This is a genomic window from Variovorax pasteuri (assembly GCF_051216435.1).
In the GTDB taxonomy this organism is placed as follows: domain Bacteria; phylum Pseudomonadota; class Gammaproteobacteria; order Burkholderiales; family Burkholderiaceae_C; genus Variovorax.
Genome location: NZ_JBPJZS010000004.1, coordinates 245,545 through 271,655, shown reverse-complemented (window position 1 = coordinate 271,655; position 26,111 = coordinate 245,545). Strand labels below are relative to the sequence as shown.

Here is a 26,111-nt window from a genome sequence, read left to right as displayed (position 1 = left end):
CCGGTCAGCGCGGCTGGGCTTGCAACCTGGCGAGCAGGCCGTCGACGCCCAGGTCGATCAGGTCGAAGACTTCGACGAAGTCTTTCTGGCCGCCGTACCAGGGGTCGGGCACATCGCCCTCGACGCCTTGCGCGAACTCGGTGAACAGATGGATCTTGTGTTCCGTTCCCGCCGGCGCGAGCCTGCGCAACGCGGCGCAGTGCTGGGCCGTCATGCCGATGATCAGGTCGAAATGCTGGAAGTCGGCCTTGCGCACCTGACGCGCGGCATGGGCGTGCATCTCGATGCCGCGGCGCCTGGCCTCGGCCACCGAGCGCCTGTCCGGCGGGTTGCCGCGCTCTTCGTCGGAGATGGCGGCGCTGTCGACTTCGATGGCGAAGCCTGCGGCTCGGGCCTTGTGCATGAGCAAGGTGTGGGCTGTGGGGGAACGGCAGATGTTGCCGGTGCAGACGAACAAAACTGCCATTTTTTATGTGCGAAGAAGACTTGGATGATTTTCAACAGGGGTCTGGAGCAAGCTGAAACGATGCACCGCGCTCCAACAAAATCCATCGCTTGCGCATGCGTTCCTGCTGCGCTGAATGATGCCTGAGCACTTGGATGGACAGCGGCCCTGCGCGCAGGCTACAGCACATCGCGACGCTACGATGGACCCATGCCCCTTCATCAAGCTCGACACATCACCGCCATGCTCTGTGCCACCGTCCTGCTGGCGGCCTGCGCCACGCCTTCCGATGGCGACAAGACAGCTGCGCAACCGCCGACGCGCGTTGCAGATCGCGACGCCAATCGACCTGGGCGCACACCTGAAAACCTGGCGCCCACCCTCTCGCCGGCCCAGGCATTGGCATCCGGGACGCAGGGCGCGCGCGTGCGCTGGAGCGGTGGCATCAATGCCATCGATGCACAAGAAGGCGGGCGCCAGTGCTTCACCCTGCTGCACGCCACTTTCGATGCGCTCGGCGTGCTGCAGTGGCCCGCGGACGCGCAGCAGTTCATCGCCTGCGGCGCGGGGCCCTACGACCGGGCGCTCGTGACCCAGTTCAGTCTGGTGACCTTCGACGGCCGCGTGGCCGGGCAACAAGTTCTGGCGGGCAAGCCGGTCCCCGTGATCGAGATCGATGCGCTGTTCAGGCACTCGGACTGTGTGCAGGGCAGCGAGAAAAGCCCAGAGTGCTACGCGGGCTACCTCCAACCGCTGAAGCACTGACGGCTCGACGCTCGACGCTCGATCTTCCGCCCCAACAGCCTCAGAGCCGGTGCTATTGACCGGTGCTATTCTTCGCGCCGACCTCACTCCAGGTACTCCAGATGCGGCTTCTTCCCCTGGTCATGACGGTGCTGGTGATGTCGAGCGCGGTGTCCGCGGCCGAAGAATCCGCCACGACAACGACGCTCTACAAATCCACCGGCCCCGATGGAAGGACGATCTACAGCGACGTCCCGCCGCCGCATGCGCGCGACGCCAAGACCTTGACGTTCAAGAACCTGCCGGCCAGCGCCTTGTCCGCTGAAACCCTCGCGTATGTCGAGCAATTGCGCAAGTCGGCGAACGCACGGGCCTCTGCCCCACCGCCCCGCGACACCGTGCTTTTTTCCGCCAAGTGGTGCGGCTATTGCCGCCAGGCGAAGTCGTACCTGGCCGCCAAGCAGATCGGCTATCGGGAGATCGACATCGACACGGCGGACGGAAAACTGGCCTATGCCCAACTGGGAGGCAACAGCGGCGTGCCGCAGCTATTCGTGAACGGTCGAGGGGTCACTGGCTTCACCGCTGCCGCCTACGACGCCGTCTTCCAGGCGCGCAGGTAGAGAAAGAGGACGGAACGGTTGGCAGGGCGGGCGACGCCAACGCCCCTCTCCACATCGCGGGAAACGATCTCAAGAGTTGACTCGCCACGTGCCGCAGTGCAACAATTGACAATCTTCATTTCGGAGCCTCGTGCGTGGACAGTGCCAGTTGGATCAGTGACAAGACGCGTGCCTCGGCAGGCGTGACACCCCAGGCTCTCTAGCGCAGGCTTCCCCGCGCTGTGTGGCCCTGGTGCACGCAGCGTGACCCTCTTGCCCTTCGCGGCAAGCGGTTCTCCCCTTCCGAATTCCGTCGTCCTCGTCACTGACTTTTTCAGTCAGCTTGCGTGCGTCCGTGCGCGAGGTTCCTTCAACGCGAAGGAGCCTTGCCATGCGTCACTTTCATCTTCGTCGTCAGCCTCACGAACAACTCGTTCGCGCCTCGGCACACGTGCCGAACGGTGCGCCCGCGGCTGCGGCAGAGGCAACGGCCGTCGATGCCGCGCTGGACCAGGCCGCAGCGCTGTGGACCACGCGGCGCATCCGCAACTTCCTGGTTCTCCAGCCCGCCCACGGCACGCGCCGCTGAGCCTGTTCGCGCGCCTCTCTTTCCCGATCCGCACAGCACAGGAGCACACCGTGGACCCCGCCTCTCATTGGCGCCGTAGCGCGCCCCCTTCGCTTCGATCGATTGCAACCACGCGGCCCGCCGCCGCGCTTCGCAAGGGGTTGACCACCGCGCGTTGACGCCCGGAGGTTCTCCCCGGGCGGGCGGCGGCCGCCCCGAAGGAGAACCCCATGAACAAGAACGTCCTGAAGTCTTTCTTCGAAAGCTTCCTGCGCAGCCGCCACATGCTGCATCACTTCGAGCGCTGGCAATCGCTGCTGGGCTCGAAACCGGTCGCCGGCGGCTCGCTGCAGATGCCGCCCGACATCGCGAAGGCATTGAACACCGCCTCTCGCACCGACGCCGGCGAAATGCTGGTCCGCCTCGACAGCTCGCCGCGCGGCCTCAGCGAAGGCCACGCCCAGGTGCTGCGCAAGCGCCTCGGCAGCAACGAGGTGCGCCACGAGCAGCCCCTGCCCTGGTGGCAGCACCTGTGGCAGTGCTACCGCAACCCGTTCAACCTGCTGTTGACGGTGCTGGCACTGGTTTCGTACGTCACCGAGGACATGAAGGCCACGCTCGTGATCGGCAGCATGGTGGTGCTGTCGACCGTGCTGCGCTTCCTGCAGGAGTCGCGCTCCAACAAGGCGGCCGACCGGCTCAAGGCGATGGTGAGCAACACCTCCACGGTGCTGCGGCCCGCGCCCGGCCAGAAGCCCGGTACCGCGGGCGACGAGGGCTTCGACACCACGCACACCGGCACGGTGCGCGTCGAGGTGCCGATGCGCGACCTGGTGCCGGGCGACGTCATCGCGCTGTCGGCCGGCGACATGATCCCGGCCGACTGCCGCCTGCTCACCGCCAAGGACCTGTTCATCAGCCAGTCGGCGCTGACGGGCGAGGCCATGCCGGTCGAGAAGTTCGTGGCGGACCGCGGCGAACACGACGCCGGCGTGCTCGAGCGCGAGAACCTGCTCTTCATGGGCACCAACGTGATCAGCGGCACGGCCAGCGCGCTCATCGTGCACACGGGAGACCGCACCTTCTTCGGTGCGCTGGCCCAGCGCGTGACGGCCTCCGACCGCGGCACCAGCGCCTTCCAGGCCGGCATCAACCGCGTGAGCTGGGTGCTGATCCGCTTCATGTTGGTGATGGCGCCGCTGGTGCTGGTGATCAACGGCGTGGCCAAGGGCGACTGGTGGGAGGCGGCGCTGTTCGCGCTGTCGATCGCGGTCGGCCTCACGCCCGAGATGCTGCCGATGATCGTGACGGCCACGCTGGCCAAGGGTGCGGTCGTGATGTCGCGCCAGAAGGTGATCGTGAAGCGGCTGGAGGCGATTCACAACTTCGGCGCGATGGACGTGCTGTGCACCGACAAGACCGGCACGCTGACGCAGGACCGCATCGTGCTCGAGCGCCACACCAACGCCTGGGGCGAAGACTCCGACCATGTGCTGCAGTTCGCCTACCTCAACAGCTTTCACCAGACGGGGCTGAAGAACCTGCTCGACAAGGCGGTGCTGAGCCATGCCGAGATGCAGCTCGAGACGCGCCTGCAGACGGCCTACCGCAAGATCGACGAAGTGCCCTTCGACTTCTCGCGCCGCCGCATGTCGGTGGTGGTGGCCAACGGCGGCAGCGAGCACCTGCTGATCTGCAAGGGCGCGCTGGAAGAGATCCTGTCGGTGTGCACGTCGGTCGAGCGCGGCGCCGAAGTGCTGGCACTCGATGCCGAAGTGCTCGCGCGCATCCACCGCGTGGCGTCGGAGCTCAACGCGATGGGCCTGCGCGTGGTGGCCGTGGCCAGCCGCGCGCTGAAGACCGAGGCGCAAAAGCCCGCCTACGGTGTGGCCGACGAGTCGGGGCTCACGCTGCTGGGCTACGTGGCCTTTCTCGACCCACCGAAGGAGTCGACCGCGCCCGCGCTGCGCGCGCTGGCCGAGCACGGCGTGGCGGTGAAGGTGCTGACGGGCGACAACGAACTGGTCACGCGCAAGGTGTGCGCCGACGTGGGCCTGGAGGTCGGGCGCATCGTGCTCGGGCGCGAGATCGAGGACATGGCAGACGCCGACCTGGCGCTGGTGGTCGAAGCGCACCAGGTGTTCGCCAAGCTCACGCCCGCACACAAGGAGCGCATCGTGCACGCGCTGCATGCCAACGGCCATGTGGTGGGCTTCATGGGCGACGGCATCAACGACGCGCCCGCATTGCGCGCGGCGGACATCGGCATCTCGGTGGACAGCGCGGTGGACGTGGCGAAGGAATCGGCCGACATCATCCTGCTGGAGAAGAGCCTGATGGTGCTGGAGCAGGGCGTGATCCAGGGGCGGCGCACCTTCGCAAACATGCTCAAGTACATCAAGCTGACGGCGAGCTCTAACTTCGGCAACGTGTTCTCGGTGCTGGTGGCCAGCGCCTTCCTTCCGTTCCTGCCGATGCTGCCGCTGCACCTGCTGGTGCAGAACCTGCTGTACGACGTGTCGCAGATCGCGATCCCGTTCGACAACGTGGACGACGAGTTCCTCAAATCGCCGCAGCGCTGGAACCCGGCGGACCTGGGGCGCTTCATGGTGTTCTTCGGGCCGCTGAGCTCTGTGTTCGACATCCTCACGTTCACGGTGATGTGGCACGTGTTCGCGGCCAACACGGTCGGCCACCAGACGCTGTTCCAGTCGGGCTGGTTCGTCGAGGGTCTGCTGTCACAGACGCTGATCGTGCACCTGATCCGCACACGCAAGATCCCGTTCCTGCAAAGCCGCGCGGCGTGGCCGCTGCTGATCATGGGCGGGGCCATTGCGGCCGTGGGCATCTGGCTGCCGATGGGGCCGCTGGCGCACTACTTCAAGCTGGAGGCGCTGCCGCTGATGTACTTCCCCTGGCTGGTTGCGATGCTCGTTGGCTATGCGGTGCTGACCCAGGCTGTGAAGGGGTGGTATGCACGGCGGTACGGGTGGCAGTGACGATGTGACGCTCTTTGTTCAGGGCGGTCCTGTGACACGCACATGACACCCAAGCCTCGCAAACTGACGGGCGCCCGATACCGGACGAGCCGCCGACGGCGGTCGCACATCGAAGACACAAGAACAAGCAAGGAAACCATCGATGCAAGCCATCCAGAACATCAACCTGCTCTCGCTGCTGGACACCTTCGTGAGCGTGTCTGCCGCCTTCATCCTCGGCTCGCTGATCGGCCTGGAGCGCCAGGTCCGCCAGCGCACTGCGGGCCTGCGCACCAACACCCTGGTGGCCGTGGGCGCCGCGGTGTTCGTCGACATGGCCAACCGGCTCGACGGCAGCGGCGGCGCGGTGCGCGTGGTGGCCTACGTGGTGTCGGGCATCGGCTTCCTGGGCGCGGGCGCGATCATGAAGGAAGGCGCCAACGTCACGGGATTGAACACGGCGGCCACGTTGTGGGGGTCGGCGGCCGTGGGCGCCTGCGCGGGCGCGGACCTGCTCGGCGAAGCATTGATTGCGGCGCTGTTCGTGCTGGCCAGCAACACGTTGCTGCGGCCCGTGGTGAACCGCATCAACCGCCAGCCGATCAGCGAGGAAGCGAGCGAAGCGACGTACGTGGTGCGCGTGATCTGTTCACGCGCGGCCCGGCCCGAGGTGATGGACCAGTTGCTGCTGTTGCTGGAGGCCGCGAACTACCCGGTGCGCGATGTCGACCAGCACCCGTTCGGGCCGGCCGACACCGAGATCGGTGCGACGCTGTATGCGACAGCGGTCGAGCCCACTGAGCTCGACCGTGTCATTGAAGATCTCGAAAGCCTCGACGGCGTGCAGCAGGCGTTCTGGAATGCCACCGCCGAGGAGTGAGTAAACCGAACCCAGCGTGAGCCGGTTCAGACACCCATGATCGACACGGCCTTGGTGTTCAGGTAGGCCTCGAGCGCTTCCGGGCCGCCTTCCGAGCCGTAGCCCGAATCCTTCACGCCGCCGAAAGGCATTTCCGGCGAGGGGGTGGCAGGCTGGTTGATCCACAGCATGCCCAGCTCGAGCTTCTGGCTCAGCAGGTGCGCGTTCTTGATCGACTTGGTGAAGGCATAGCCGGCCAGGCCGAACGGCAGGCGGTTGGCTTCGGCAATCGCTTCTTCGAGCGTGTCGAAACCGCGGATGGCGGCGATGGGGCCGAAGGGTTCGTTGTTGAACACGTCGGCGTCCAGCGGCACGTCGGTCAGCACGGTGGGGGCGAAGAAGTTGCCGGTGTCGCCGATGCGTTCGCCGCCGGCCGCCACGGTGGCGCCCTTCTTGCGCGCGTCGTCCAGCACATGGGCCATGGCCGTCAGGCGGCGGGCGTTGGCCAGCGGGCCGATGGTCGTGCCTTCGGCCAGGCCGTCGCCGAGCTTCAGGCCTTCGGTGTACTTGACCAGCGTGCGGGCGAACTCTTCGCGCAGGCTGTTGTGCACCAGGAAGCGGGTCGGCGAAATGCAGACCTGGCCCGCGTTGCGGAACTTGGCGGCGCCGGCGGCCTTCACGGCCAGCGCCACGTCGGCGTCTTCGGCCACGATCACCGGTGCGTGGCCGCCCAGTTCCATCGTCACGCGCTTCATGTGCGAGCCGGCCAGTGCGGCCAGCTGTTTGCCGACCGGGGTCGAACCGGTGAAGGTGACCTTGCGGATGATCGGATGGGCGATCAGGTAGTTCGAGATTTCAGCCGGGTTGCCGAACACCAGGCCCACGGTGCCGGGCGGAATGCCGGCGTCGACGAAGGCCTGCAGCAGCGCGGCGGGCGACGCCGGGGTTTCTTCGGGCGCCTTCACCAGGAACGAGCAGCCGGTGGCCAATGCGGCGCCGAGCTTGCGCACGATCTGGTTGATCGGGAAGTTCCACGGCGTGAACGCGGCGACAGGGCCCAGCGGCTCCTTCAGCACCAGCTGCTGCGCGGCCAGGTTGCGCGAGGGCACGATGCGGCCGTAGACGCGGCGGCCTTCGTCGGCGAACCATTCGATGATGTCGGCAGCGGCCAGGGTTTCGCCCTTGGCTTCGGCCAGCGGCTTGCCTTGCTCTTGCGTCAGCAGCTTGGCGATGTCGCCGGCGCGTTCGCGGATGAGGCCGGCAGCGCGGCGCATGACGGCAGCGCGCTCGTTGGCGGGGGTGTTGCGCCACTTGTCGAAGCCGCGCTGGGCGGCCGCCAGGGCACGGTCGAGGTCAGCGATGCTGGCATGCGCCACCTTGCCGATGACCTTGCCGGTGGCGGGGTTCACGACGTCCAGCGTCTTGCCGCCGGTGGCGTCGACCCATTCGTTGTCGATCAGCAGGCGGGTGTCGGTGTAGGAGGCGGTCATGCGAATTTTTCCTTCGAGGACTGGGGATGAAAAAAGGGGAATCTGGGTCTGCGGTGCGGCACCCGGCAAGGGCGCGCTGGCGACAACGGCGGCAAAGACGGCCCCGGGGCCGCCGGGTGCATAGATTAACCCGAGTTCGCGACGCTCGCCCGGCAGGGGCCAAGCCCCCTGTCGCCTACAGGATCAGCAATGCGCGGAAGTCGTTGACGTTGGTGTGCGTCGGCCCGGTCACGAAAAGGTCGCCCACGGCGTCGAAATAGCCGTAAGCGTCGTTGCGGTCGAGGTGGTCCGACAGCTTGCGGCCCGCCGCGGTGGCGCGCACCAGCGTGTCGGGCGTGACGAAGGCGCCGGCGTTGTCTTCCACGCCGTCGATGCCATCGGTGTCCGCCGCCAATGCCCACACCTGCGACTGGCCCATGAGAGCGCCCGCCAGCCCCATGCAGAACTCGCCGGCCCGCCCACCCCGGCCCTTGGCCTGGCCGGGCTGGCGCGCTCGAATGGTCACTGTGGTCTCGCCGCCCGAAAGAATCACGCAGGGGCGCGCGAAGGGCTCGCCGCGGTGCGCCACGGCGCGCGCCAGCGCGGCATGCACCTTGCCGACTTCGCGCGACTCGCCTTCGATCTCGTCGCTGAGGATGTGCGCCTCGACACCGGCTTCGCGCGCGGCCTTGGCGGCCGCTTCCAGCGACTGCTGGGGCGTGGCGATCATGTGCGTCTCATGGCCTTCGAACACCGCGTCGCCCGGCTTGGGCGTTTCGAGTTCGCCGCTTGCCAGTCGGGCGCGCACCGGCGCGGGCACCTCGATGGCGTAGCGGTCGAGGATGGCGAGCGCATCGGCGCAGGTGGTGGCGTCGGGCACCGTCGGGCCGCTGGCGATGACGGCGGCGTCGTCGCCCGGCACGTCGCTGATGGTCAGCGTCACCACGCGCGCCGGCGCGCAGGCCGCGGCCAGCCGGCCGCCCTTGATGCGCGACAGGTGCTTGCGCACGCAGTTCATCTCGCCGATGCCGGCGCCGCTGTCGAGCAGCTGCTTGTTGATGCGCTGCTTGTCGGCCAGCGTCAGGCCTTCGGCCGGCAGCACCAGCAGCGACGAGCCGCCGCCCGAAATCAGGCACAGCACGAGGTCGTCGGCCGTCAGGCCCTGCGTGAGCGCCAGCATGCGCTCGGCGGCCTGCTGCCCCGCGGCGTCGGGCACCGGGTGCGCGGCCTCGACGATCTCGATGCGCTGCGGCACGCCTTCGGGGCGCGGCGGGATGTGTTCGTAGCGCGTGACGACGAGCCCCGACAGCGGCGCATCGGCCGGCCACAGCGCTTCGAGCGCCTGCACCATCGAACCGCCCGCCTTGCCCGCGCCCAGCACCAGCGTGCGGCCCTTGCGCGGGTCCGGCGGCGGCGGCAGGTGGGCGCCCAGGGTGGACAGCGGCAGCGCGCGGTCCACCGCCACGCGGTAGAGATGTTCGAGAAAAGCGCGCGGGGCCTCGCGCGCATCGGGGGCGGTGCCGAAGGATGGTGTCGGTGCGGTCATCTGCTTTGTCTCCAGTCCGGCGATTGTGCTGCGGACCGTGACCCGCACCTGCCGGTCTTCTGTCGGGTCTAGTTGGTCTTTGCGCCGGCCTGGAACCAGCGGCTGATGAGGGCGCGCTCTTCGTCGGTGATGCCCGTGGCGTTGTTCATCGGCATGATCTTGGTGACCACCACCTGCTGGTAGATCGCCTGCGCATGCGCGGCCACCTGCTCGGGCGAATCGACGCGCACGTTCTTCATCTGCACGGCCGGGCCGTGGCACATGAAGCAGCGCTGCTCGAGCACCTTCTGCACCTGCGAGAACGGCACCGCGGGTGCCGCGGCAGATGCCACCGGCGCCGCCACGGGCTCGGGCTTCATCCACACGATGGTCAGGCCCAGCACCACGATGCCGACCAGCGCATAAGGCAGCGGGTTGCCCGCATTGCCCAGCTTGAAGCGGTGGCGCACCACGAAGAACTGCCGAATGGCCGCGCCGCCGAGCATGATCAGCAGCAGCACGATCCAGTTGTACTTGTGCGTGTAGGTGAAGCTGTAGTGGTTGCTCAGCATCGCGAACAGCACCGGCAGCGTGAAGTAGGTGTTGTGCACGCTGCGTTGCTTGCCGCGCTGGCCGTGCACCGGGTCGACCGGGCGGCCTTCGCGCAGTGCCTGCACGTTCTTGCGCTGGCCGGGAATGATCCAGAAGAACACGTTGCCGCTCATGGTCGTGGCCATCATGGCGCCCACCAGCAGGAAGGCCGCGCGGCCCGCGAACCACTGGCAGGCCAGCCAGGTCGCGAAGACGATGAACAGGGCGATCAGCACGCCGACGATGGTGTCGCCGTTCTTGCGGCGCCCGAAGATCTGGCAGATGCCGTCGTACACCATCCAGAACACCACGAAGAAGGCCAGCGCCACGGCAATGGCGGCGCCGGGTTGCCAGTCCATCTTGGACTTGTCGATGAGGTAGGTGCTCGCGTTCCACAGGTACGACATGGTGAACAGCGAGAACCCGGTGATCCAGGTGCTGTAGCTTTCCCAGTACGACCAGTGCAGGTGGTCCGGCAGCTTCTTGGGCGCCAGCGCGTACTTCTGCATGTTGTAGAAGCCGCCGCCGTGCACGGCCCATTGCTCGCCGCCCACGCCCTTGTCGAGCGATTCTTGGTCCTGCGGCTTCTCGAGGCTGTTGTCCAGCATCACGAAGTAGAAGGAGGCGCCGATCCATGCGATGGCGGTAATGACGTGGACCCAGCGCAGCAGCAGGTTCGCCCAGTCGAGGTAGTAGCTTTCCATGTGCTCTCTCTCAACCCAGCCGGCGCGTGGGGGCGCCGGTAAGGGGTTTCAGCCTGCTCACCACCGCGGGCACTGTAAGCAGAGAAAGTGCCGCGAACGCAGGCTCCATGAAATGGGCCTCGCTCCGCTGCGGCTTGTTGTGGACCGAAAGTGTATACAGTTTTGGCAAGGGACGGGTGGGTTTTTAAAAGCGTCGCCGCCGGGAAAACCCTGTTCAACCGAGCGATTGCAACAACTGTGCCGCCACCGCCACGGCGATCACCTCGGGCTCCTTGCCGGTGATGCCGGGCACGCCGATCGGGCAGGTGACGCGGGCGAACTCTTCGGCCGTGAACCCACGCGCCTCGAGCCGGTGGCTGAAGGTGGCCCACTTCGTCTTGCTGCCGATCAGGCCGATGTACGGCAGGTCGTTGCGCTCGCGCAGGCGCTTCAGGCAGGCGATGACGATGTCGAGGTCTTCGGCATGGCTGAAGCTCATGATCAGCACGCGGCTGCCCGGTGCCAGCGCGGCGACGGCGTCCTGCACGGGCTCGGAATGCTCGGTGTCGATCTGCGCGGGGAGTTCGTCGGGGAACACGCCGTCGCGGCTGTCGATCCAGCGCATCGCGAACGGCAGCGCGGCCAGCAGGCGCGCCAGCGCGGCACCCACGTGGCCGCCGCCGAACAGCGCCACGGGCCGGAGCTGAGCGACCAGCTCGCGCTGCAGCGCCGGCGCATCGGATGCGGTGATGCGCTGGTAAGAAAGAAACATCACGCCGCCGCAGCACTGCCCCAGGCTCGGGCCGAGGGGGTAGCGCTGGATGCCGTCGAACGGTGCGCGCGTGCCGGCCAGCAGGTCGCGCGCTTCCTTCGTGGCCTGGAACTCGAGCTGCCCGCCACCGATGGTGGCCGTGAGGCCGTCGGACCACACCGCCATCCAGGTGCCGGCCTCGCGCGGCGCCGAGCCCTGGGTGGACTCGACGCGCACCAGCACCGCGTCTTCATGGCGAAGACGCGCGAGCAACTGGTCGACTGCGCCACTCATGAGCGATACCTTCGGTTGCCCGGGCCATGAAGACTCACGGTATAAACCCGGCGATGAATCGCCAGCTTACCCCCCGCCGCCTTGCACTTGCTGCTTCCGTTCTTTCCGCGCTGTGGCTCGCCGGCTGCGGCAGCACCGGCCCGGGGGCCGTTCCCGGCCAGCTGAGCAGTGCGTCCGCGCCGGTCGCATCCGCCTCCGGCCGCGTGCCGCGCGCTTCGAGCGCCGCCACCGCGCGCGAGTACCGCCGCGATGCGGCACGCCACATCTACGACATCAACCGCTCGCGCATCTACGGCGGCCAGCTGCCGCCCATTCTTTATGCGGTCGGCACGTTGCAGGTGAACCTGGACGCGGGCGGCAAGGTGGTGTCGATGCACTGGCTGCGCGCGCCGCAGCATGCGCCCGAGGTCATTGCCGAGATCGAGCGCGCCGTGCTGCAGGCCGCGCCCTTCCCCGCCGCCACCCGCCTCGGCGCGGTCACTTGGACCGACACCTGGCTGTGGGACAAGAGCGGGCGCTTCCAGCTCGACACCCTGACCGAAGGACAGCAGCAAGGCGACTGACCTCAGGAGCCCCGGTAGGTGGAGTAGCTCCACGGGCTCACCAGCAAGGGCACGTGGTAGTGCTGGTCGGTGTGCGCCACTCCGAAGTCCAGCGACACCTTGTTCAGGAAGTTCGGCTCCGGCAGCGTCACGTTGCGGGCCTTGAAGTAGCTCGCCACATCGAACACCAGGCGGTACGTGCCGGCCTTCAGCGAGTGGTTGTCATACAGCGGCCCGTCGCTGCGGCCGTCTGCATTCAGCGTGAAACGCTTCACCAGCGTCGCGGCGTCGCCCTCGGTGGTGTACAGCGCCACCTCCATGCCCGCGGCGGGGCCGCCGTGCATCGTGTCCAGTACGTGGGTGCTCAGGCCCATGAGGCGCTCCTTGAAAGTACGAAAGTCGGTTCGGTGGATGCGGGATATTCCGGTGGACAAAAGTGTATACAGTTCCCGCCTTTGGGTCTATCATGAAAAACATGGAGTCCTCCACCACACGTTCGATCGTCGACGCGCTGACCAAGGCCATCGTCGAGCACCGGCTTCAGCCCGGCACCAAGCTGGCCGAGCAGAAGCTGGCCGACCACTTCGGTGTGTCGCGCACGCTGGTGCGCCAAGCCCTGTTCCAGCTGTCGCAGAACAAGCTCATTCGCCTGGAGCCCGCGCGCGGCGCCTTCGTGGCGGCGCCCGCGGTCGACGAGGCCAAGCAGGTGTTCAAGGTGCGCCGCATGCTCGAGGCCGAGATGACGCGCGAGTTCGTGCGCACCGTCACGCCCGCCAAGATCAAGGCGCTGAAGGAACACGTGGCGCTCGAAAAATCCGCCGTGTCGGGCGAGGACATCTCGGGCCGCACCGAGCTGCTCGGCGACTTCCACGTGCGCATGGCCGAGCTCATGGGCAACACGGTGCTGGCGCAGATCTTGGGCGAGCTCATTTCGCGCTGCGCCCTCATCACGCTGATGTACCAGAGCACCAGCGCGGCCGAGCATTCCAACGACGAACACGCCGACATCGTGAAGGCACTGGCCGCCCGCGACGAAGAGCGCGCGGTGCGCCTCATGACCGAACACCTGGAACACGTGGAGGCCAACCTCACGTTCGACCGCAAGGTTCCCACCAACGACATCTCGCTCGCGCTGGCCTGACCCGCAACGACCCCATGAATGCCTACGACACCACCCTGCCCTACCCCCGCGACCTCGTCGGCTACGGCCGCAACCCGCCCCATGCGCAGTGGCCGGGCGGCGCGCGCATTGCGGTGCAGTTCGTGCTGAACTACGAGGAAGGCGGCGAAAACGCCACGCTGCACGGCGACGCGGGCTCCGAGCAGTTCCTCTCCGAGATGTTCAACCCGGCAAGCTACCCCGACCGGCACATCAGCATGGAAGGCATCTACGAGTACGGCTCGCGCGCCGGCGTGTGGCGCATCCTGCGCGAGTTCGAAAAGCGCGGCCTGCCGCTCACCGTGTTCGGCGTGGGCATGGCGCTGCAGCGATACCCCGAGCTGACCGCCGCGTTCAAGGAGCTGGGCCACGAAATCGCCTGCCACGGCTGGCGCTGGATCCACTACCAGAACCTGGACGAAGCCACCGAGCGCGAGCACATGCGCCTGGGCATGGAAGCCATCGAGCGGCTCACCGGCGAGCGCGCCCTGGGCTGGTACACCGGGCGCGACAGCCCGCGCACGCGCCGCCTCGTGGCCGACTACGGCGGCTTCGAATACGACAGCGACTACTACGGCGACGACCTGCCCTTCTGGATGAAGGTGCGCAAGACCGACGGCACGGTGGTGCCGCAGCTCATCGTGCCCTACACGCTCGACGTGAACGACATGCGCTTCGCGCTGCCGCAGGGCTACTCGCACGCCGACCCGTTCTTCCAATACATGAAGGACACCTTCGACGCGCTGTACGCCGAAGGCGATGCGAACGGTGACGACAGCCCGAAGATGATGAGCATCGGCATGCACTGCCGCCTGCTCGGACGGCCCGGGCGCATCACCGCGCTGCAGCGCTTTCTCGACCACATCGCGCAGCACGACCGCGTGTGGGTCTGCCGGCGCCTGGACATCGCGCGCCACTGGAAGCAGGCGCACCCCTTCGAAGCCGGAGCCGCATCATGAGCCTGACCCCTCTCACCATTGCCCAACTCAACGCCGCCGTGCCCGCCGCGGCGGTCGCGCTGCTCGACGGCATCTACGAGCATTCGCCGTGGATCGCCCAGCGCGCGCTGGCCGCGCGGCCCTTCCGCTCGCTCGTGCACCTCAAGCATGCGATGGTGCAGGCACTGGCGGCGGCGTCCACCGACGAGCAGATCGGCCTGATCCGCGCCCACCCCGAGCTCGCCGGCAAGGCCATGGTCAGCAAGACGCTCACGGCCGAGTCAACCAACGAACAAAGCAAGGCCGGCCTGACCGACTGCACGCCCGAGGAGTTCGCGCAGATCCAGCAGCTCAACGCCGACTACAACGCGAAGTTCGGTTTTCCGTTCATCCTGGCGGTGCGCGGGCCGCGCGGCACGGGCCTGGCCAAGCGCGAGATCATCGACACTTTCGCGCGGCGGCTGCATCACCACCCGGCCTTCGAGCTGGGCGAGGCGCTGCGCAACATCCATCGCATTGCCGAGATTCGCCTGGACGACAAGTTCGGCGCCGACCTCACGCTGGGCAACGACGTGTGGGACTGGCAGGAACAGCTCTCGGTGCACACCGACCCGGGCTATGCCGAGAAGGGCCAGCTCACCGTCACGTACCTGACGGACGCGCACCGCGCCTGCGCCGCGCAGATCAGCGCGCTGATGCGCGAGTGCGGTTTCGACTCGGTGCACATCGACGCGGTCGGCAACGTGGTCGGCCGCTACGAGGCCACGCAGCCCGGCGCGCGCACGCTGCTCACCGGCTCGCACTACGACACCGTGCGCAACGGCGGCAAGTACGACGGGCGCCTGGGCATCTTCGTGCCGATGGCCTGCGTGCGCGAACTCGCGCGCCAGGGCCGGCGCCTGCCCTTCGCCTTCGAGGTGGTGGGCTTCGCGGAAGAAGAAGGCCAGCGCTACAAGGCCACCTTCCTGGGCTCGGGCGCGCTCATCGGCCACTTCGACGCGCGCTGGCTCGAGCAGAAGGACGCCGACGGCGTCACCATGCGCGAGGCCATGCGCCACGCGGGCCTGAAGGAAGAAGACATTTCGAAGATCCAGCGCGACCCGTCGCGCTATCTCGGCTTCGTCGAGGTGCACATCGAGCAGGGCCCGGTGCTCACCGAGCTCGACCTGCCGCTGGGCATCGTCACCTCCATCAACGGCAGCGTGCGCTACGTGGGCGAGGTCATCGGCATGGCCAGCCACGCCGGCACCACGCCCATGGACCGCCGCCGTGACGCGGCCGCCGCCGTGGCCGAACTCATTCTCTACACCGAGCAGCGCGCAGCCAAGGACGGCGACTCGGTCGGCACCGTCGGCATGCTCGAAGTGCCCAGCGGCTCCATCAACGTGGTGCCGGGCCGCTGCAAGTTCAGCCTGGACCTGCGCGCGCCCAACAACGCGCAGCGCGACGCGCTGGCCACCGACGTGGTCAACGCGCTGAAGGACATCTGCGAGCGCCGCGGCGTGCGCCACGAGCTCGAGGAGACCATGCGCGCCGCCGCTGCGCCGAGCGCGCCCGCCTGGCAGCAGCGCTGGGAAAAGGCCGTCGACGCGCTGGGCATTCCGCTGTTCCGCATGCCCAGCGGCGCCGGCCACGACGCCATGAAGCTGCACGAAGTGATGCCCCAGGCCATGCTGTTCGTGCGCGGCATCAACTCGGGCATCAGCCACAACCCGCTCGAATCGAGCACCAACGACGACATCCAATTGGCGGTGCAGGCCTTCCAGCTCCTGCTCGACAACCTCGCCGCCGAACACGCCCACTGAACGATTGACCGACAGAAGAACAACCATGACCGACTACACCAAGCTCGACGCCTGGATCGACGCCCACTTCGACGAGGAAGTGCAATTTCTGCAGCAGCTGGTGCGCGTGCCCACCGACACCCCGCCGGGCAACAACGCACCGCACGCCGAGCGCACCGCCGAGCTGCTGAAAGACTTCGGCCTCGACGCCGAGAAGCACGCCGTGCCCGCGCAGGACGTGAAGGACTACGGCCTGGAGTCGATCACCAACCTGATCGTGCGCCGCAAGTACGGCAGCGGCGGCATCACCGTGGCGCTCAACGCCCACGGCGACGTGGTGCCCCCGGGCGAAGGCTGGACGCACGACCCCTACGGCGGCGAGATTGCCGACGGCAGCCTGTACGGCCGCGCCACCGCGGTGAGCAAGAGCGACTTCGCGAGCTTCACCTTCGCGTTGCGCGCCCTCGAGGCCGTGGCCAAGCCGACCAAGGGCAGTGTCGAGCTGCACTTCACGTACGACGAAGAGTTCGGCGGCATCCTGGGCCCGGGCTGGCTGCTGAAGAACGGGCTGACCAAGCCCGACCTGATGATCGCGGCGGGCTTCAGCTACGAAGTGGTCACCGCGCACAACGGCTGCCTGCAGATGGAGGTGACGGTGCACGGCAAGATGGCGCACGCCGCCATTCCGAGCACCGGCATCGACGCGCTGCAGGGCGCGGTGAAGATCCTGAATGCGCTCTACGCGCAGAACACGCTCTACCAGCAGGTGACGTCGAAGGTCGAGGGCATCACGCACCCGTACCTCAACGTGGGCCGCATCGAAGGCGGCACCAACACCAACGTGGTTCCGGGCAAGGTGGTGTTCAAGCTGGACCGCCGCATGATCCCGGAAGAAAACCCGGTCGAGGTCGAAGCGAACATCCGCCAGGTGATTGCCGATGCCGCAGCCGAAAGCGCGGGCATCACGGTGGACATCAAGCGCCTGCTGCTGGCCAACTCGATGAAGCCGCTGGCCGGCAACAAGCCGCTGGTCGACGCCATTCAAAAGCACGGCCAGGACGTGTTCGGCGAGCCCATCAAGGCCATGGGCACGCCGCTGTACACCGACGTGCGCCTGTACGGCGAAGCCGGCATTCCGGGCGTGATCTACGGCGCCGGCCCGCGCACCGTGCTCGAATCGCACGCCAAGCGCAGCGACGAACGCGTGGTGCTCGAAGACCTGCGCCGCGCGACCCAGGTGATTGCGCGCACGCTGAGCGACCTGCTGGCCTGATCGCCGCGCCTGGCCTGGACCTGACCTGCGTGCAGGTCGGCGCCAGGCTCAGGCCGCGTCTGCGCTGGCGCCGGCGGATACCAGCAGCACCCGCGCGGCGTCCCACGCCATCACATCGACCAATGGGGCCGGGCGCGCCAGGTGGTAGCCCTGCACCAGCTTGCAGCCCAGGGCGCGCAGTGCATCGAGCTCGTCCTGCGTTTCCACACCCTCGGCCACGACCTGGATGTTCAGCGACCGGCCGAGCTGCACGATGGCATCGACCAGCACCACGTTGCCCGGCGACGACGACAGCCCCAGGATGAAGCTGCGGTCGATCTTGACCTGGCGCACATACTCGCTGCGCAGCGACGCCAGCGACGAATAGCCCACGCCGAAGTCGTCCACCACGATGGCCACGCCCGCGGCCGACAGCGCGCTGAGCCGGCTGCGCGTGGCGTGCGTGTCGAGCGCCACTTCCTCGGTGATCTCGATCTGCAGCCGGCGCGGCGCGATGCCGCGCGACTTCAGCAGGCCCAGCACGATGTCGTCCACCGCCAGCTGCGCCATTTCGCGCGGCGACACGTTGATGGCAATCGGCACGCCGGCCAGGCTGGAGCCCCCGGCCTCCAGCTGGCGCATGCCGCGGCAGACCTCGTCCACCAGGTGGCGCAGCAGCGGCTCGGCCAGGCCGGTGTTGGCGGCCGCGAAGATGACTTCCTCGGGCGCGATCTGGCCATGGCGCGGGTGATGCCAGCGCATCAGCGCTTCCAGGCTGTGCACTTCGCGGGCGTCGCAGCTCATGATCGGCTGGTACCACACGCCGATGGCGCGCGCCTCGATGGCGTGCAGCAGGTCGCGCTCGACGTCCCGCCGCGTGGCCAGCCGCTGGTTGAGCGCCGTGTCGAACACCTGGAAGCGGTTGCGCCCGGTGCGCTTGGCTTCGTACAGCGCCTCGTCGGCAAAACTGATCATGTCGGCGATGTCGGCATCGTCCGTCACTGCAATGCCGATGCTCACGCCCAGGTGGCCGCCGTAGTGCGCCGTGGCGAACGAAATCGAGCGAATGAGCGCCTGGGCGATGGCCGTGGGCGTCTCCCGCTCCCCCTGCAGCGTGTAGAGCACCGCGAACTCGTCGCCGCCCCAGCGCCCGAGGATGGCCTGCATGTCGGCGGTTTCGCGCCGCAGCCAGCCGGCCACGTCCTGCAGCACGCGGTCGCCGGCCTTGTGGCCGAAGGCATCGTTCACCGCCTTGAAACCGTCCAGGTCGAGCAGCAGCAGGCCGTGCTGGCGGCCGTCCGGCGCGGCGATGTGCAGCGTGGCGGCCTCGGTGAAACCTTCGCGGTTGAGCAGGGCGGTGAGCGTGTCATGCGAGGCGCGGAAGGCCAACTGCTGCGTGGCGTCGAGCGACAGCGCATGCACCTGGCGCAATTGCGCGGCCAGGACGGTCGCTTCGTTCCTCAGGCGGCTGCCTTCGCGGAACGACTTCTCGCTCTGCAGCGCCCCGCGCGCCAGCGCACCGAGGTACAGCAGCACCATGGCGGCCAGCGCCAGGTTGTCGAAGCCGCCCGCATAGACCAGGCAACCCACCACCGACAACAGTGCCGGCGTGATGAAGCTGATGGGCACGAGCGCGTAGGCACTGCCGTAGGTGACCGCGCCCGCGCTGATGCCGCACACCACCGTCAGATAGAACACGGCCTGCGGCGACGAGTAGCCGCTGCACAGCAACGGAATGAGCGCCCAGACGAGGCCCGACACCGCGGCCATGACGGCAGCCAGCCGCAGGTGCCACTCGACCGGGCGGCCGGCGGCCGAGACCGCCACGCCGTTCTCGGTCACCACGCCCGGCGAGGGCGCGAACGCCCAGCGGCAGATGTAGCTGCGCACGCCGTTTGCCACGAGCGCCAGCAGCAGCCAGCTCAAGCCTTCAAAGGCGCGGTTCGAATTGAGGGCCACCAGCGCCGCGGTGAAGCTGAGCACCACGTTGATCGGAATGGCCGAGAGCACGCTGCGGCGCACCGCCACGAGTTGATCGGTGCGCACCATGCGGGACAGCACGCCGCCGTCGACGGAAGCAGGGAGCGAAGGAGTGGGCGCGCTGGAATTCATGGAAGGGCCACAGTTTATAGAGCGCGCACCGGCACACGGCTCGTTTCGGGCCTTTGGCGACCAAATATAGAAAGCCCCGACAGCGGACTTTCGTTTCGCTTTCATATGGGCGTCACGGCGCAAATCCAGACTCGGCGGCTCCGCTGGACGCGTGCATTTCACGCACGCGTCATCGTTTTTCAAACGCCATGTCTCATCTTTCAAGCGCTCTTTCCTTCCCTGCCGCCCTGCCGTTTCGCCGCACCCTCTTTTCCACCCTGGCCGTCGGCACGCTGATGCTGGCCGGCTGCGGCGGTGGCGGCAGCTCCAACGGCGCCGCCTTCGTTCCCTTGACACCAGGCACGCCCACCGCCGCGGCACCCGCCACGCCCGCACAGCCCGCGCCGCCGGTCGACCCCACCCCTTCGACCCCACCCGGTCGCTGGACCGTGGGCGACCTGCACATCCACACCATGCAGTCGGACGACACGCAGCAGATCTCCACGCTCGACCAGGTGCTGGCCAAGGCCTTCGACCAGTTCGGGCTCGACTGGGCCGCCATCTCCGACCACCTGCGCCTGTCTTCCTACGACAACGACGGCAACCTGCTGCCCAAGCAGATCCCGTTCTCCGAAGGCATGGCCAAGTACCAGGTGCCGCGCATCAAGGCGCTGCAGGCCGGCGGCAAGTACGCCGACAAGACGATCTTCGCGTCCTTCGAGTGGGACATGCCCGCGCACGACCACGGCAACGTGGGCATCCTGACCGACGCGCCCATGTCGGCGGCCGCGCTGAAGGCGGCGAGCCAGTTCGAGTACCTCTTCACCAACCGCGACCCCGCCCTGTTCCCGGCCGACGACGTCACCGCCTGGGGCCCGAAGGCCGGCACCACCTACAGCACCCACGCCGAGACGCTCGCGGCCATCGCGTGGCTCAAGGCGAACTACCCCGACAGCAGCTACCTGCAGATCAACCACCCCTCGCGCAACCCGGGCAAGTACACGGCCGCGCAGCTGCGTGAAATGAACGACCTGGCGCCGAACATCGTGTTCACGCTCGAAGGCATGGTCGGCAACCAGATGGAGCCCGACCGCGGCGGCTACACCAGTGCCTACATCCCCGCCAACCTGCCCTCGCGCACCTACGGCGGCGTCGACTACCTGGTGGCCAGGCTGGGCGGCACCTGGGACGCGCTGCTGTCCGAAGGCCGCCATATCTGGAACGTGGCCGACTCCGACTACCACTTCACCACGTCCCAAGGCAAGTTCAGCAGCGGCTACGCGCCCGGCGAGTACGCCAGGAACCACCTGTGGGGCGACATCAAGGAGCCGAAGTCGCTGCTCGCGGCCATGCGCTCGGGCAAGCTCTTCGCGGTGAACGGCGGCCTGATCGACGCGCTCGACTTCAAGGTGCAAAGCGCCAAGGGCGCGGGCGAGATGGGGTCGGACGTGGCGGCCAAGGCGGGCGAAGACCTGAAGATCACCATCCGCTTCAAGAGCCCCGAGCGCAACAACTTCGAGTACCAGCTCGGCAGCGGCGTGTATGCCAACGTGAAGCCGGTGGTCGACCACATCGACCTGATCGCCGGCGACGTCACCGGCCCGGAGGCGCCGGGCACGCCGGGCTACGCGCGCGACACCAACCCGTCGACCCGGGTGGTCAAGCGCTTCACGCGCAGCGACTGGAAGCTGGACGCCGACGGCTACTTCGCGATCAGCTACACGGTGAAGGCCGGCGGCAACCAGTACTTCCGCCTGCGGGGCACCAACCTGGGCACCGACGTGCCCAACGAAACCGCCGCCGGCGAACCGCTGCCCGACGCGCAGACCACCGGCACCGACAACGTGGCGCGCTTCAATGCCATCAACGCGCGCAACTACGCCGACCTGTGGTTCTATTCGAATCCGGTGTTCGTGAAGGTCGCGGCGCTGTAGATCACGACACACGCGCTCATTCGCCGGCTGGCGGCGACTTCGCCGGTGAAGCAACGGCCGATGCGAGCATCCCGTGCTTCAGTTTCCATATGCAGGCGGCCAGGCGCAGCAACTTCTCGACCTCGGCGTCGTGGAGGTCGCTCTGCGGGTCCGCCTCGCCGATCATGGCCGCGATGCAGTCGAGCGCGTCGGCCGGCGTGAAGCCCAGGCCCGCGCGCGCCATGTCGATCGTTGTCGCCAGTATTTCTGTCCGGTTCATCGTGAACCTCTGGATGAAAACAAAGGCCCCGCGTGCCTGGGGGTCGGCGCGCATCGGCGGGCCTGAACAGGCGCACCAACCACACCAGGCTCGCGACCCTGATGGCTGAGAACCCTGTCGACCGTGCGGGTGCCGATCCCGGCATCCCTGAACTGTTTCATGGCGCGCTCCAAAAGAAAGTCTTGCGAAAAAGCGGAAGTGCTCTGACGGGGCCGGGTTTCGGGGCTTCCCGGGATATCGGCAATGCGAAGTGAATGTTTAGCACCAAAGGACGGATTCCGTTCACAACCCGCCGCGCAGGCATTTGCGATCGCAGAACATCGTTCCATCGGATAGAGTCCGAGGTCCATTTGCACGGCAACCAACAGCGCGAACCAGACGCTGCGCGGGACGGGCGCGGCATGAAGCGATGAGAACAAGTTCGTTTGAGAGGGTGCGCACGTGAAGCGCGATGTTCGCCTTGCCAGGTTTCTGCTGGTGGCTGTCCTGACCTCGGTGCTGTCGGCCACCGTGTGGCAGGTGTGGGAAACGCGCAAGCGCACGCTGAGCGAGATCGACACCAACAACCTCAACCTGGCGCAGGCCTTGAATATCTATGCCGAGGGCATCTTTGCCCAGAGCGCCATGCTGCTGCTGGGCGTGGTCGAACGCCTGGAAACCGAGGGCCGGGGGCCCGATAACCTGCGGCGCATGCAATTGCTGGTCGGCCGCCAGGAGCAGTTGCTGGACCAGCTGAACGGCCTGTCCGTCCTCGACGCCCAAGGCGACTGGGTGATGCAATCCAGGGTGGGCCTGCTCACGGGAACCGACAGCCTCGAGCGTGCCTACTTCGCCCATCACCACAGCAACCCGTCGCGGGACATCTTCATCGGCTCGCCGATCCGCAGCCCCGCCACCGGTGAATGGGTGATCACGGTCAGCCGGCGCCTGGAGGACGGCGACGGCAAGTTCACCGGCGTGGTCGTCGTGACGCTGGGCATCGAGAACTTCCTGCGCCCGTTCGGAGCGATCGACATCGGCAGCAGCGGCGCCATCAGCCTGACCACCACCGGCGGGCAGTTGCTGGTGCGCTACCCCTACCGCGAGCAGGACCAGGGCCGCGACTTGTCCAAGTCGCCGAACTTCCTGCGCCACTTCATCGACACCGGCACGTCGGGCACGGCGTCCTTTCGCTCCGAGCTGGACGGCACGCAGCGGCTCTATGCTTTCCGCAAGAGCGACCGCTACCCTGTGGTGACCACGGTGGCGCTCGGCAGGGACGAGGCGCTGCTGGCCTGGCGGCACCAGGCACTGCTGACGCTGGCCGTCGTGGGCGCCTTGCTGGCAGCCGTGGCGGCGGTGGGCCGGCGTCTGATCATCAACATCCAGCGACGCGTCAGTGCTGAAGCTTCCTTGATGTCCACTCGCGAGGCCCTTCTGAAGGCCAACCGCCGGCTGGAAGTGCTGGCGACCCGGGACGAGCTCACCGGCCTGGCCAATCGCCGCAGTTTCGACGAGGCGCTGACGGTCGAAGCCCGACGGGCGGCAAGGGAAGGGACTGCCCTGTCGCTGTTGCTCTTCGACCTGGACTACTTCAAGCGCTTCAACGACACGTACGGCCATGTGGCCGGCGATCGGTGCCTGAAGGCTGTTTCCGAGGCGCTTCAGCATCGCGTCAGGCGCCCGGGCGACCTGGTGGCGCGGTACGGCGGCGAGGAACTGGCGATCATCCTGCCCAACACCGACCTGCAGGGCGCACGCAACGTCGCCGACCTGCTGATCGAGCGCATCCATGCACTGAACATCCCGCATCGCGCCAGCCCGCACGGACGCGTCACCTCCAGCGTCGGTGCCGCGATGCTGCAGGGCACGCAGGCGCAAGGATCGGAGCTGCAGCTGATCGAGGCCGCCGATCGCGCGCTCTACAGGGCCAAGGAAAGCGGGCGCAATCGCTCGATGGTCTGAGCCGTCTCAGCGGCCTGCAGCCCGCCGCGCCGCATGCCCGCCTTCGTGGAGATCGGGGAAAGTCGGGCGCTTGCCATCAAAGGGCATGGCGCTGCAGGCGAATGGTGAAAACGCAGCCCGTGCCCGGCACATCCCGAACCGTCAACGTGCCAAGGTCGGCCTCGACGCTCTGGCGCGCGATGGAGAGCCCCAGGCCCAGACCGGATTTGTCATGGCTGTGCTGATTGAAAGGGGCGAACATCGTGGTGGCGCTTCCCGGCGGCAGCCCTCCGCAGCGGTCTTCGACTTCGATCATCACGTGCTCGTCGAGTACGTAGGCCTTCAAGGCGACCGCCGTGCGAGGGTGAGTGAACTTGAACGCGTTCTGCAGAAGATTCGCCAAGGCGGCAAGCAGCAGCTCACGATTTCCACGCACGCCCAGCAAAGCGTCGACCGGGGCCACCTCGAAGGGACAGCCCGCGGCGCTCGCAACGAGCTGGGCCGCGGTTTCAGTGTCCTTGATGAATGAGGCGACGGAAAATGTCTGCCGCTGCTCCGCCGTGCCGCTGCGCACCTCGGCGAGCGCTCGGCTGATCAGGGTGCCCATTGCCGTCAGGCTGCGTTTCAGGACGGCTCCGGTGGCCCCTCCCACCGGCATGTTGCCGAGCTCGAGGGCGTGGATTGCAAGGGTGGCCGTCCCCAGGGAATTGCGCAACTCGTGAACGAGGAAGCCGAGGCGCTCGTTGGCGTCTAAGTCCTGCTGGCGCGCAATTTTTGCGTCGCGCTGGTAGCTGAACTCGGTGACGGCATCGGCAATGGCGTTGTCCAGGCATCGGTTGAGCGTGCGGAACTCGCCGACAGCGAAGGGGGCGTCGCGCTCGAAGGCCATGTCCGTGATGGCCTGGCAAAGGTCGCCGTAGTCGTGCACGACCTGGTCGACGGTGTATTCCAGCTTGAGCAGTTCCTTGCCATGGGCGGTGGCCGTCACCCCCATTTCCGACAAGGCCTGCGAATCCCCGCCGGAGGGGCCCGAGATCCTGATGCTTTCCGCCTGCTTGTCGTCTTCTTCCGCGGCAAATGTCCTGATCAGCTGGTCGAGAAACAACGGGATGCCGTTGGCCAGCTGCTGTTCCGTTGCGGCGCGTCGAGGCCTGAGCGCAACTTTTGCCTTGCACCGTGAAATCAGCTCATCCCGGTTGTTGGTCAAGAAGTTGCGCATGCTCGAACCTCGATGGCTTTCGCCGTTTCATCCAATGAACACCGCCGCCTGTACTCCAGTAGTGCATTGCTCCATCGTTACCCGTGCAGGCTGGCCCCGTCTGTGCGGCAACGGACAGACCAGGCACTGATTTGCCCGGGCATCCCGCACGGTCCACACGGCCGGGTGACGCGCACATGGCCCGATCGGTCGGCGCGCCGCAGGGTTCGCGCGGGCTTTGCTCAGTACTTGACCAGGTTCTGCAGAATCAACGGGCCGCCCATGCCGAGCAGCGCTCCGCCTTCGGCGATCTTTCCCAACACCACTGCAGCAAAGCCGAGGTCGTCCACCAGCTTTGCGATGGCACCCGAGGCGGCTTGCGAATCGCCGGCCACCCTGGGCGGCCGGGTTCATCGCGAGCAGCTTGGCCGGCAGCTGATTGAAGGTCTTGACGACATCCGCGCCCGCAAACGCGGCGGCCACGACATGGCTGGACGCCTGGCCTTTCAGTTCGTCGGGCGAAATGCCATAGGTGTTCATGGCATCGACCACGACCTTGCCGGACCAGTCCGGCAAAGCAGCCGCGACGCTGGCATGCGCGCGAAACGGCAGCGCAAGAATGATGACCTCCGCTTTCAGCGCGTCCTCCAGCGCCACGGGTGTGACGTGGCTGCCCAGTTCGTTGGCAAGCTCTGCCAGCGAGTCGACGCCGCGGGTGTTCGCAATGCTCACGGCAATGCCGCTGCGGGCGAACTGACGTGCGAGGGCCGTGCCGACATTGCCGGCGCCGATGATGGAATAGGTCATGGTGATTTCCTTGGGATGGTCGAAGATGTGCGTGTTACGCGGGGATGGCGCCGATGGCGCCGATGTCGTCCAGCGCGCGTTGCATGGCGGCGTCCCTGGCTTGCGCACTGATGGCAAGGCCCTCCGCGCGCACGACGGTGACGTCGGTCACGCCCAGGAAGCCGAGGAGGCCGATGAGGTAGCTTTCCTGGTGCTCGAGTGCAGCCGCGGGGCTGCCCGCCGAATACACCCCGCCGCGCGAGGACGCGATGAATGCCTTCTTGTTCTTGAGCAGGCCTTCCGGTCCGGTCGCGGTGTAGCGAAATGTCTTGCCCGCTACGGCGATGCGGTCGATCCAGGCCTTCAGGGGCGTGGGAATCGAGAGGTTGTACATGGGCGCGCCAATCACCAGCACGTCGGCAGCGAAGAGCTCTTCCATGTAGGTGTTGCCCTTGAGCAGGTCGGCGTTCAGGGTGGCGTCGTCGCTGGCCATGCCTTGCCACGCGGCCATGTGCGTGCCGGACAGATGCAACGCCGGATCGGCGGCCAGATCCCGGTACACCACGTGCGCCGTGGGGCGAAGCGCGCGATGGCGCTCCACGATGCGGGTTGAAAGAAGCCGGCTCGCCGAGGCGGGGCCGAGAACGCTGGAGTCGAGATGAAGGATCTGCATGGGGTTCTCCTTGGGGGTGGACGGAATGGGAGGGATGCCGGAGCGGGACCGCGGTGAACCAAC

Annotated in this window: 23 protein-coding genes; 12 read left to right on the top strand and 11 right to left on the bottom strand. The window is 67.2% G+C overall.

Features of this window, described 5'->3' with window-relative positions:
* Window positions 1-4 precede the first annotated feature (4 nt).
* Window positions 5-466: a low molecular weight protein-tyrosine-phosphatase gene (locus tag ACSFBM_RS17610; RefSeq protein WP_435485486.1), complete on the bottom strand. Its 462-nt coding sequence runs from the start codon at window positions 464-466 to the stop codon at window positions 5-7.
* 222 nt (window positions 467-688) lie between these two features.
* On the opposite strand from ACSFBM_RS17610, the gene ACSFBM_RS17605 reads away from it, so the two are divergent.
* The 5 genes from ACSFBM_RS17605 (at window position 689) to ACSFBM_RS17585 (ending at window position 6,217) form a co-directional block, all read left to right on the top strand.
* Window positions 689-1,210, top strand: coding sequence for a Slp family lipoprotein (locus tag ACSFBM_RS17605; RefSeq protein ID WP_435485485.1), 522 nt, complete (start codon window positions 689-691; stop codon window positions 1,208-1,210).
* A 101-nt stretch (window positions 1,211-1,311) separates the two neighbouring features.
* Entirely contained in the window at window positions 1,312-1,812 is a 501-nt protein-coding gene (locus ACSFBM_RS17600) for a glutaredoxin domain-containing protein (RefSeq protein ID WP_435439497.1), read from the top strand.
* 370 nt (window positions 1,813-2,182) lie between these two features.
* Window positions 2,183-2,380 (top strand): hypothetical protein, encoded by a 198-nt coding sequence (locus ACSFBM_RS17595; protein WP_435485484.1) that lies wholly within the window; start codon window positions 2,183-2,185, stop codon window positions 2,378-2,380.
* A gap of 209 nt (window positions 2,381-2,589) precedes the next feature.
* Complete coding sequence (mgtA, locus tag ACSFBM_RS17590; RefSeq protein WP_435485483.1) at window positions 2,590-5,358, top strand: magnesium-translocating P-type ATPase; 2,769 nt, start codon at window positions 2,590-2,592, stop codon at window positions 5,356-5,358.
* A gap of 142 nt (window positions 5,359-5,500) precedes the next feature.
* Window positions 5,501-6,217 (top strand): MgtC/SapB family protein, encoded by a 717-nt coding sequence (locus ACSFBM_RS17585; RefSeq protein WP_435485482.1) that lies wholly within the window; start codon window positions 5,501-5,503, stop codon window positions 6,215-6,217.
* Window positions 6,218-6,243: 26 nt separating this feature from the next.
* Here the strand turns inward: ACSFBM_RS17585 and ACSFBM_RS17580 are convergent, their stop codons facing one another.
* From ACSFBM_RS17580 to xdhC, 4 genes are all read right to left on the bottom strand, one after another.
* Window positions 6,244-7,686, bottom strand: coding sequence for an NAD-dependent succinate-semialdehyde dehydrogenase (locus ACSFBM_RS17580; protein ID WP_435439494.1), 1,443 nt, complete (start codon window positions 7,684-7,686; stop codon window positions 6,244-6,246).
* A gap of 175 nt (window positions 7,687-7,861) precedes the next feature.
* Window positions 7,862-9,211: a glycerate kinase type-2 family protein gene (locus ACSFBM_RS17575; protein ID WP_435485481.1), complete on the bottom strand. Its 1,350-nt coding sequence runs from the start codon at window positions 9,209-9,211 to the stop codon at window positions 7,862-7,864.
* Window positions 9,212-9,279: 68 nt separating this feature from the next.
* Window positions 9,280-10,485 carry a urate hydroxylase PuuD gene (locus ACSFBM_RS17570; protein WP_435439492.1) on the bottom strand — a complete coding sequence of 402 codons (1,206 nt, stop codon included), beginning with the start codon at window positions 10,483-10,485 and terminating at the stop codon, window positions 9,280-9,282.
* A gap of 214 nt (window positions 10,486-10,699) precedes the next feature.
* Window positions 10,700-11,509 (bottom strand): xanthine dehydrogenase accessory protein XdhC, encoded by an 810-nt coding sequence (xdhC, locus tag ACSFBM_RS17565; RefSeq protein ID WP_435485480.1) that lies wholly within the window; start codon window positions 11,507-11,509, stop codon window positions 10,700-10,702.
* 53 nt (window positions 11,510-11,562) lie between these two features.
* Between xdhC and ACSFBM_RS17560 the strand changes: the two genes are divergently transcribed.
* Window positions 11,563-12,072, top strand: a complete 510-nt coding sequence (locus ACSFBM_RS17560; protein WP_435485479.1) for a hypothetical protein — start codon at window positions 11,563-11,565, stop codon at window positions 12,070-12,072.
* A gap of 2 nt (window positions 12,073-12,074) precedes the next feature.
* Here the strand turns inward: ACSFBM_RS17560 and uraH are convergent, their stop codons facing one another.
* Complete coding sequence (uraH, locus tag ACSFBM_RS17555) at window positions 12,075-12,425, bottom strand: hydroxyisourate hydrolase (RefSeq protein ID WP_435439489.1); 351 nt, start codon at window positions 12,423-12,425, stop codon at window positions 12,075-12,077.
* A gap of 92 nt (window positions 12,426-12,517) precedes the next feature.
* Between uraH and ACSFBM_RS17550 the strand changes: the two genes are divergently transcribed.
* Genes ACSFBM_RS17550 through ACSFBM_RS17535 form a run of 4 tightly spaced genes read left to right on the top strand, consistent with a single transcriptional unit; the run spans window position 12,518 to window position 17,205 of the window.
* The gene (locus tag ACSFBM_RS17550; RefSeq protein ID WP_435439488.1) at window positions 12,518-13,192 is read left to right on the top strand and encodes a GntR family transcriptional regulator; all 675 of its coding nucleotides are present in this window, start codon (window positions 12,518-12,520) and stop codon (window positions 13,190-13,192) included.
* Window positions 13,193-13,206: 14 nt separating this feature from the next.
* Window positions 13,207-14,169, top strand: a complete 963-nt coding sequence (gene puuE, locus ACSFBM_RS17545; RefSeq protein ID WP_435485478.1) for an allantoinase PuuE — start codon at window positions 13,207-13,209, stop codon at window positions 14,167-14,169.
* A complete protein-coding gene (uraD, locus tag ACSFBM_RS17540) occupies window positions 14,166-15,953 on the top strand; it encodes a 2-oxo-4-hydroxy-4-carboxy-5-ureidoimidazoline decarboxylase (RefSeq protein ID WP_435485477.1) in 1,788 nt (595 codons plus the stop codon). The genes puuE and uraD overlap by 4 nt, the downstream gene beginning before the upstream one ends.
* A gap of 25 nt (window positions 15,954-15,978) precedes the next feature.
* The gene (locus ACSFBM_RS17535; protein WP_435485476.1) at window positions 15,979-17,205 is read left to right on the top strand and encodes a M20 family metallopeptidase; all 1,227 of its coding nucleotides are present in this window, start codon (window positions 15,979-15,981) and stop codon (window positions 17,203-17,205) included.
* 48 nt (window positions 17,206-17,253) lie between these two features.
* On the opposite strand, the gene ACSFBM_RS17530 is transcribed toward ACSFBM_RS17535, so the two are convergent.
* On the bottom strand, window positions 17,254-19,296 hold the full coding sequence (locus ACSFBM_RS17530) for a putative bifunctional diguanylate cyclase/phosphodiesterase (RefSeq protein ID WP_435485475.1): 2,043 nt from the start codon (window positions 19,294-19,296) through the stop codon (window positions 17,254-17,256).
* A 188-nt stretch (window positions 19,297-19,484) separates the two neighbouring features.
* On the opposite strand from ACSFBM_RS17530, the gene ACSFBM_RS17525 reads away from it, so the two are divergent.
* The gene (locus tag ACSFBM_RS17525; RefSeq protein WP_435485474.1) at window positions 19,485-21,209 is read left to right on the top strand and encodes a CehA/McbA family metallohydrolase domain-containing protein; all 1,725 of its coding nucleotides are present in this window, start codon (window positions 19,485-19,487) and stop codon (window positions 21,207-21,209) included.
* 16 nt (window positions 21,210-21,225) lie between these two features.
* Here the strand turns inward: ACSFBM_RS17525 and ACSFBM_RS17520 are convergent, their stop codons facing one another.
* Window positions 21,226-21,468 (bottom strand): hypothetical protein, encoded by a 243-nt coding sequence (locus ACSFBM_RS17520; RefSeq protein WP_435485473.1) that lies wholly within the window; start codon window positions 21,466-21,468, stop codon window positions 21,226-21,228.
* Window positions 21,469-21,909: 441 nt separating this feature from the next.
* Here ACSFBM_RS17520 and ACSFBM_RS17515 point away from each other — a divergent pair, with 441 nt between their 5' ends.
* Window positions 21,910-23,412 (top strand): sensor domain-containing diguanylate cyclase, encoded by a 1,503-nt coding sequence (locus ACSFBM_RS17515; RefSeq protein WP_435485472.1) that lies wholly within the window; start codon window positions 21,910-21,912, stop codon window positions 23,410-23,412.
* A 76-nt stretch (window positions 23,413-23,488) separates the two neighbouring features.
* Here the strand turns inward: ACSFBM_RS17515 and ACSFBM_RS17510 are convergent, their stop codons facing one another.
* Genes ACSFBM_RS17510 through ACSFBM_RS17500 form a run of 3 tightly spaced genes read right to left on the bottom strand, consistent with a single transcriptional unit; the run spans window position 23,489 to window position 26,048 of the window.
* Window positions 23,489-24,610 (bottom strand): sensor histidine kinase, encoded by a 1,122-nt coding sequence (locus ACSFBM_RS17510; RefSeq protein WP_435485471.1) that lies wholly within the window; start codon window positions 24,608-24,610, stop codon window positions 23,489-23,491.
* A gap of 27 nt (window positions 24,611-24,637) precedes the next feature.
* A complete protein-coding gene (locus ACSFBM_RS17505) occupies window positions 24,638-25,396 on the bottom strand; it encodes an NADPH-dependent F420 reductase (RefSeq protein WP_435485470.1) in 759 nt (252 codons plus the stop codon).
* 34 nt (window positions 25,397-25,430) lie between these two features.
* Window positions 25,431-26,048, bottom strand: a complete 618-nt coding sequence (locus ACSFBM_RS17500; RefSeq protein ID WP_435485469.1) for an FMN-dependent NADH-azoreductase — start codon at window positions 26,046-26,048, stop codon at window positions 25,431-25,433.
* Between the last annotated feature and the right edge of the window lie 63 nt (window positions 26,049-26,111).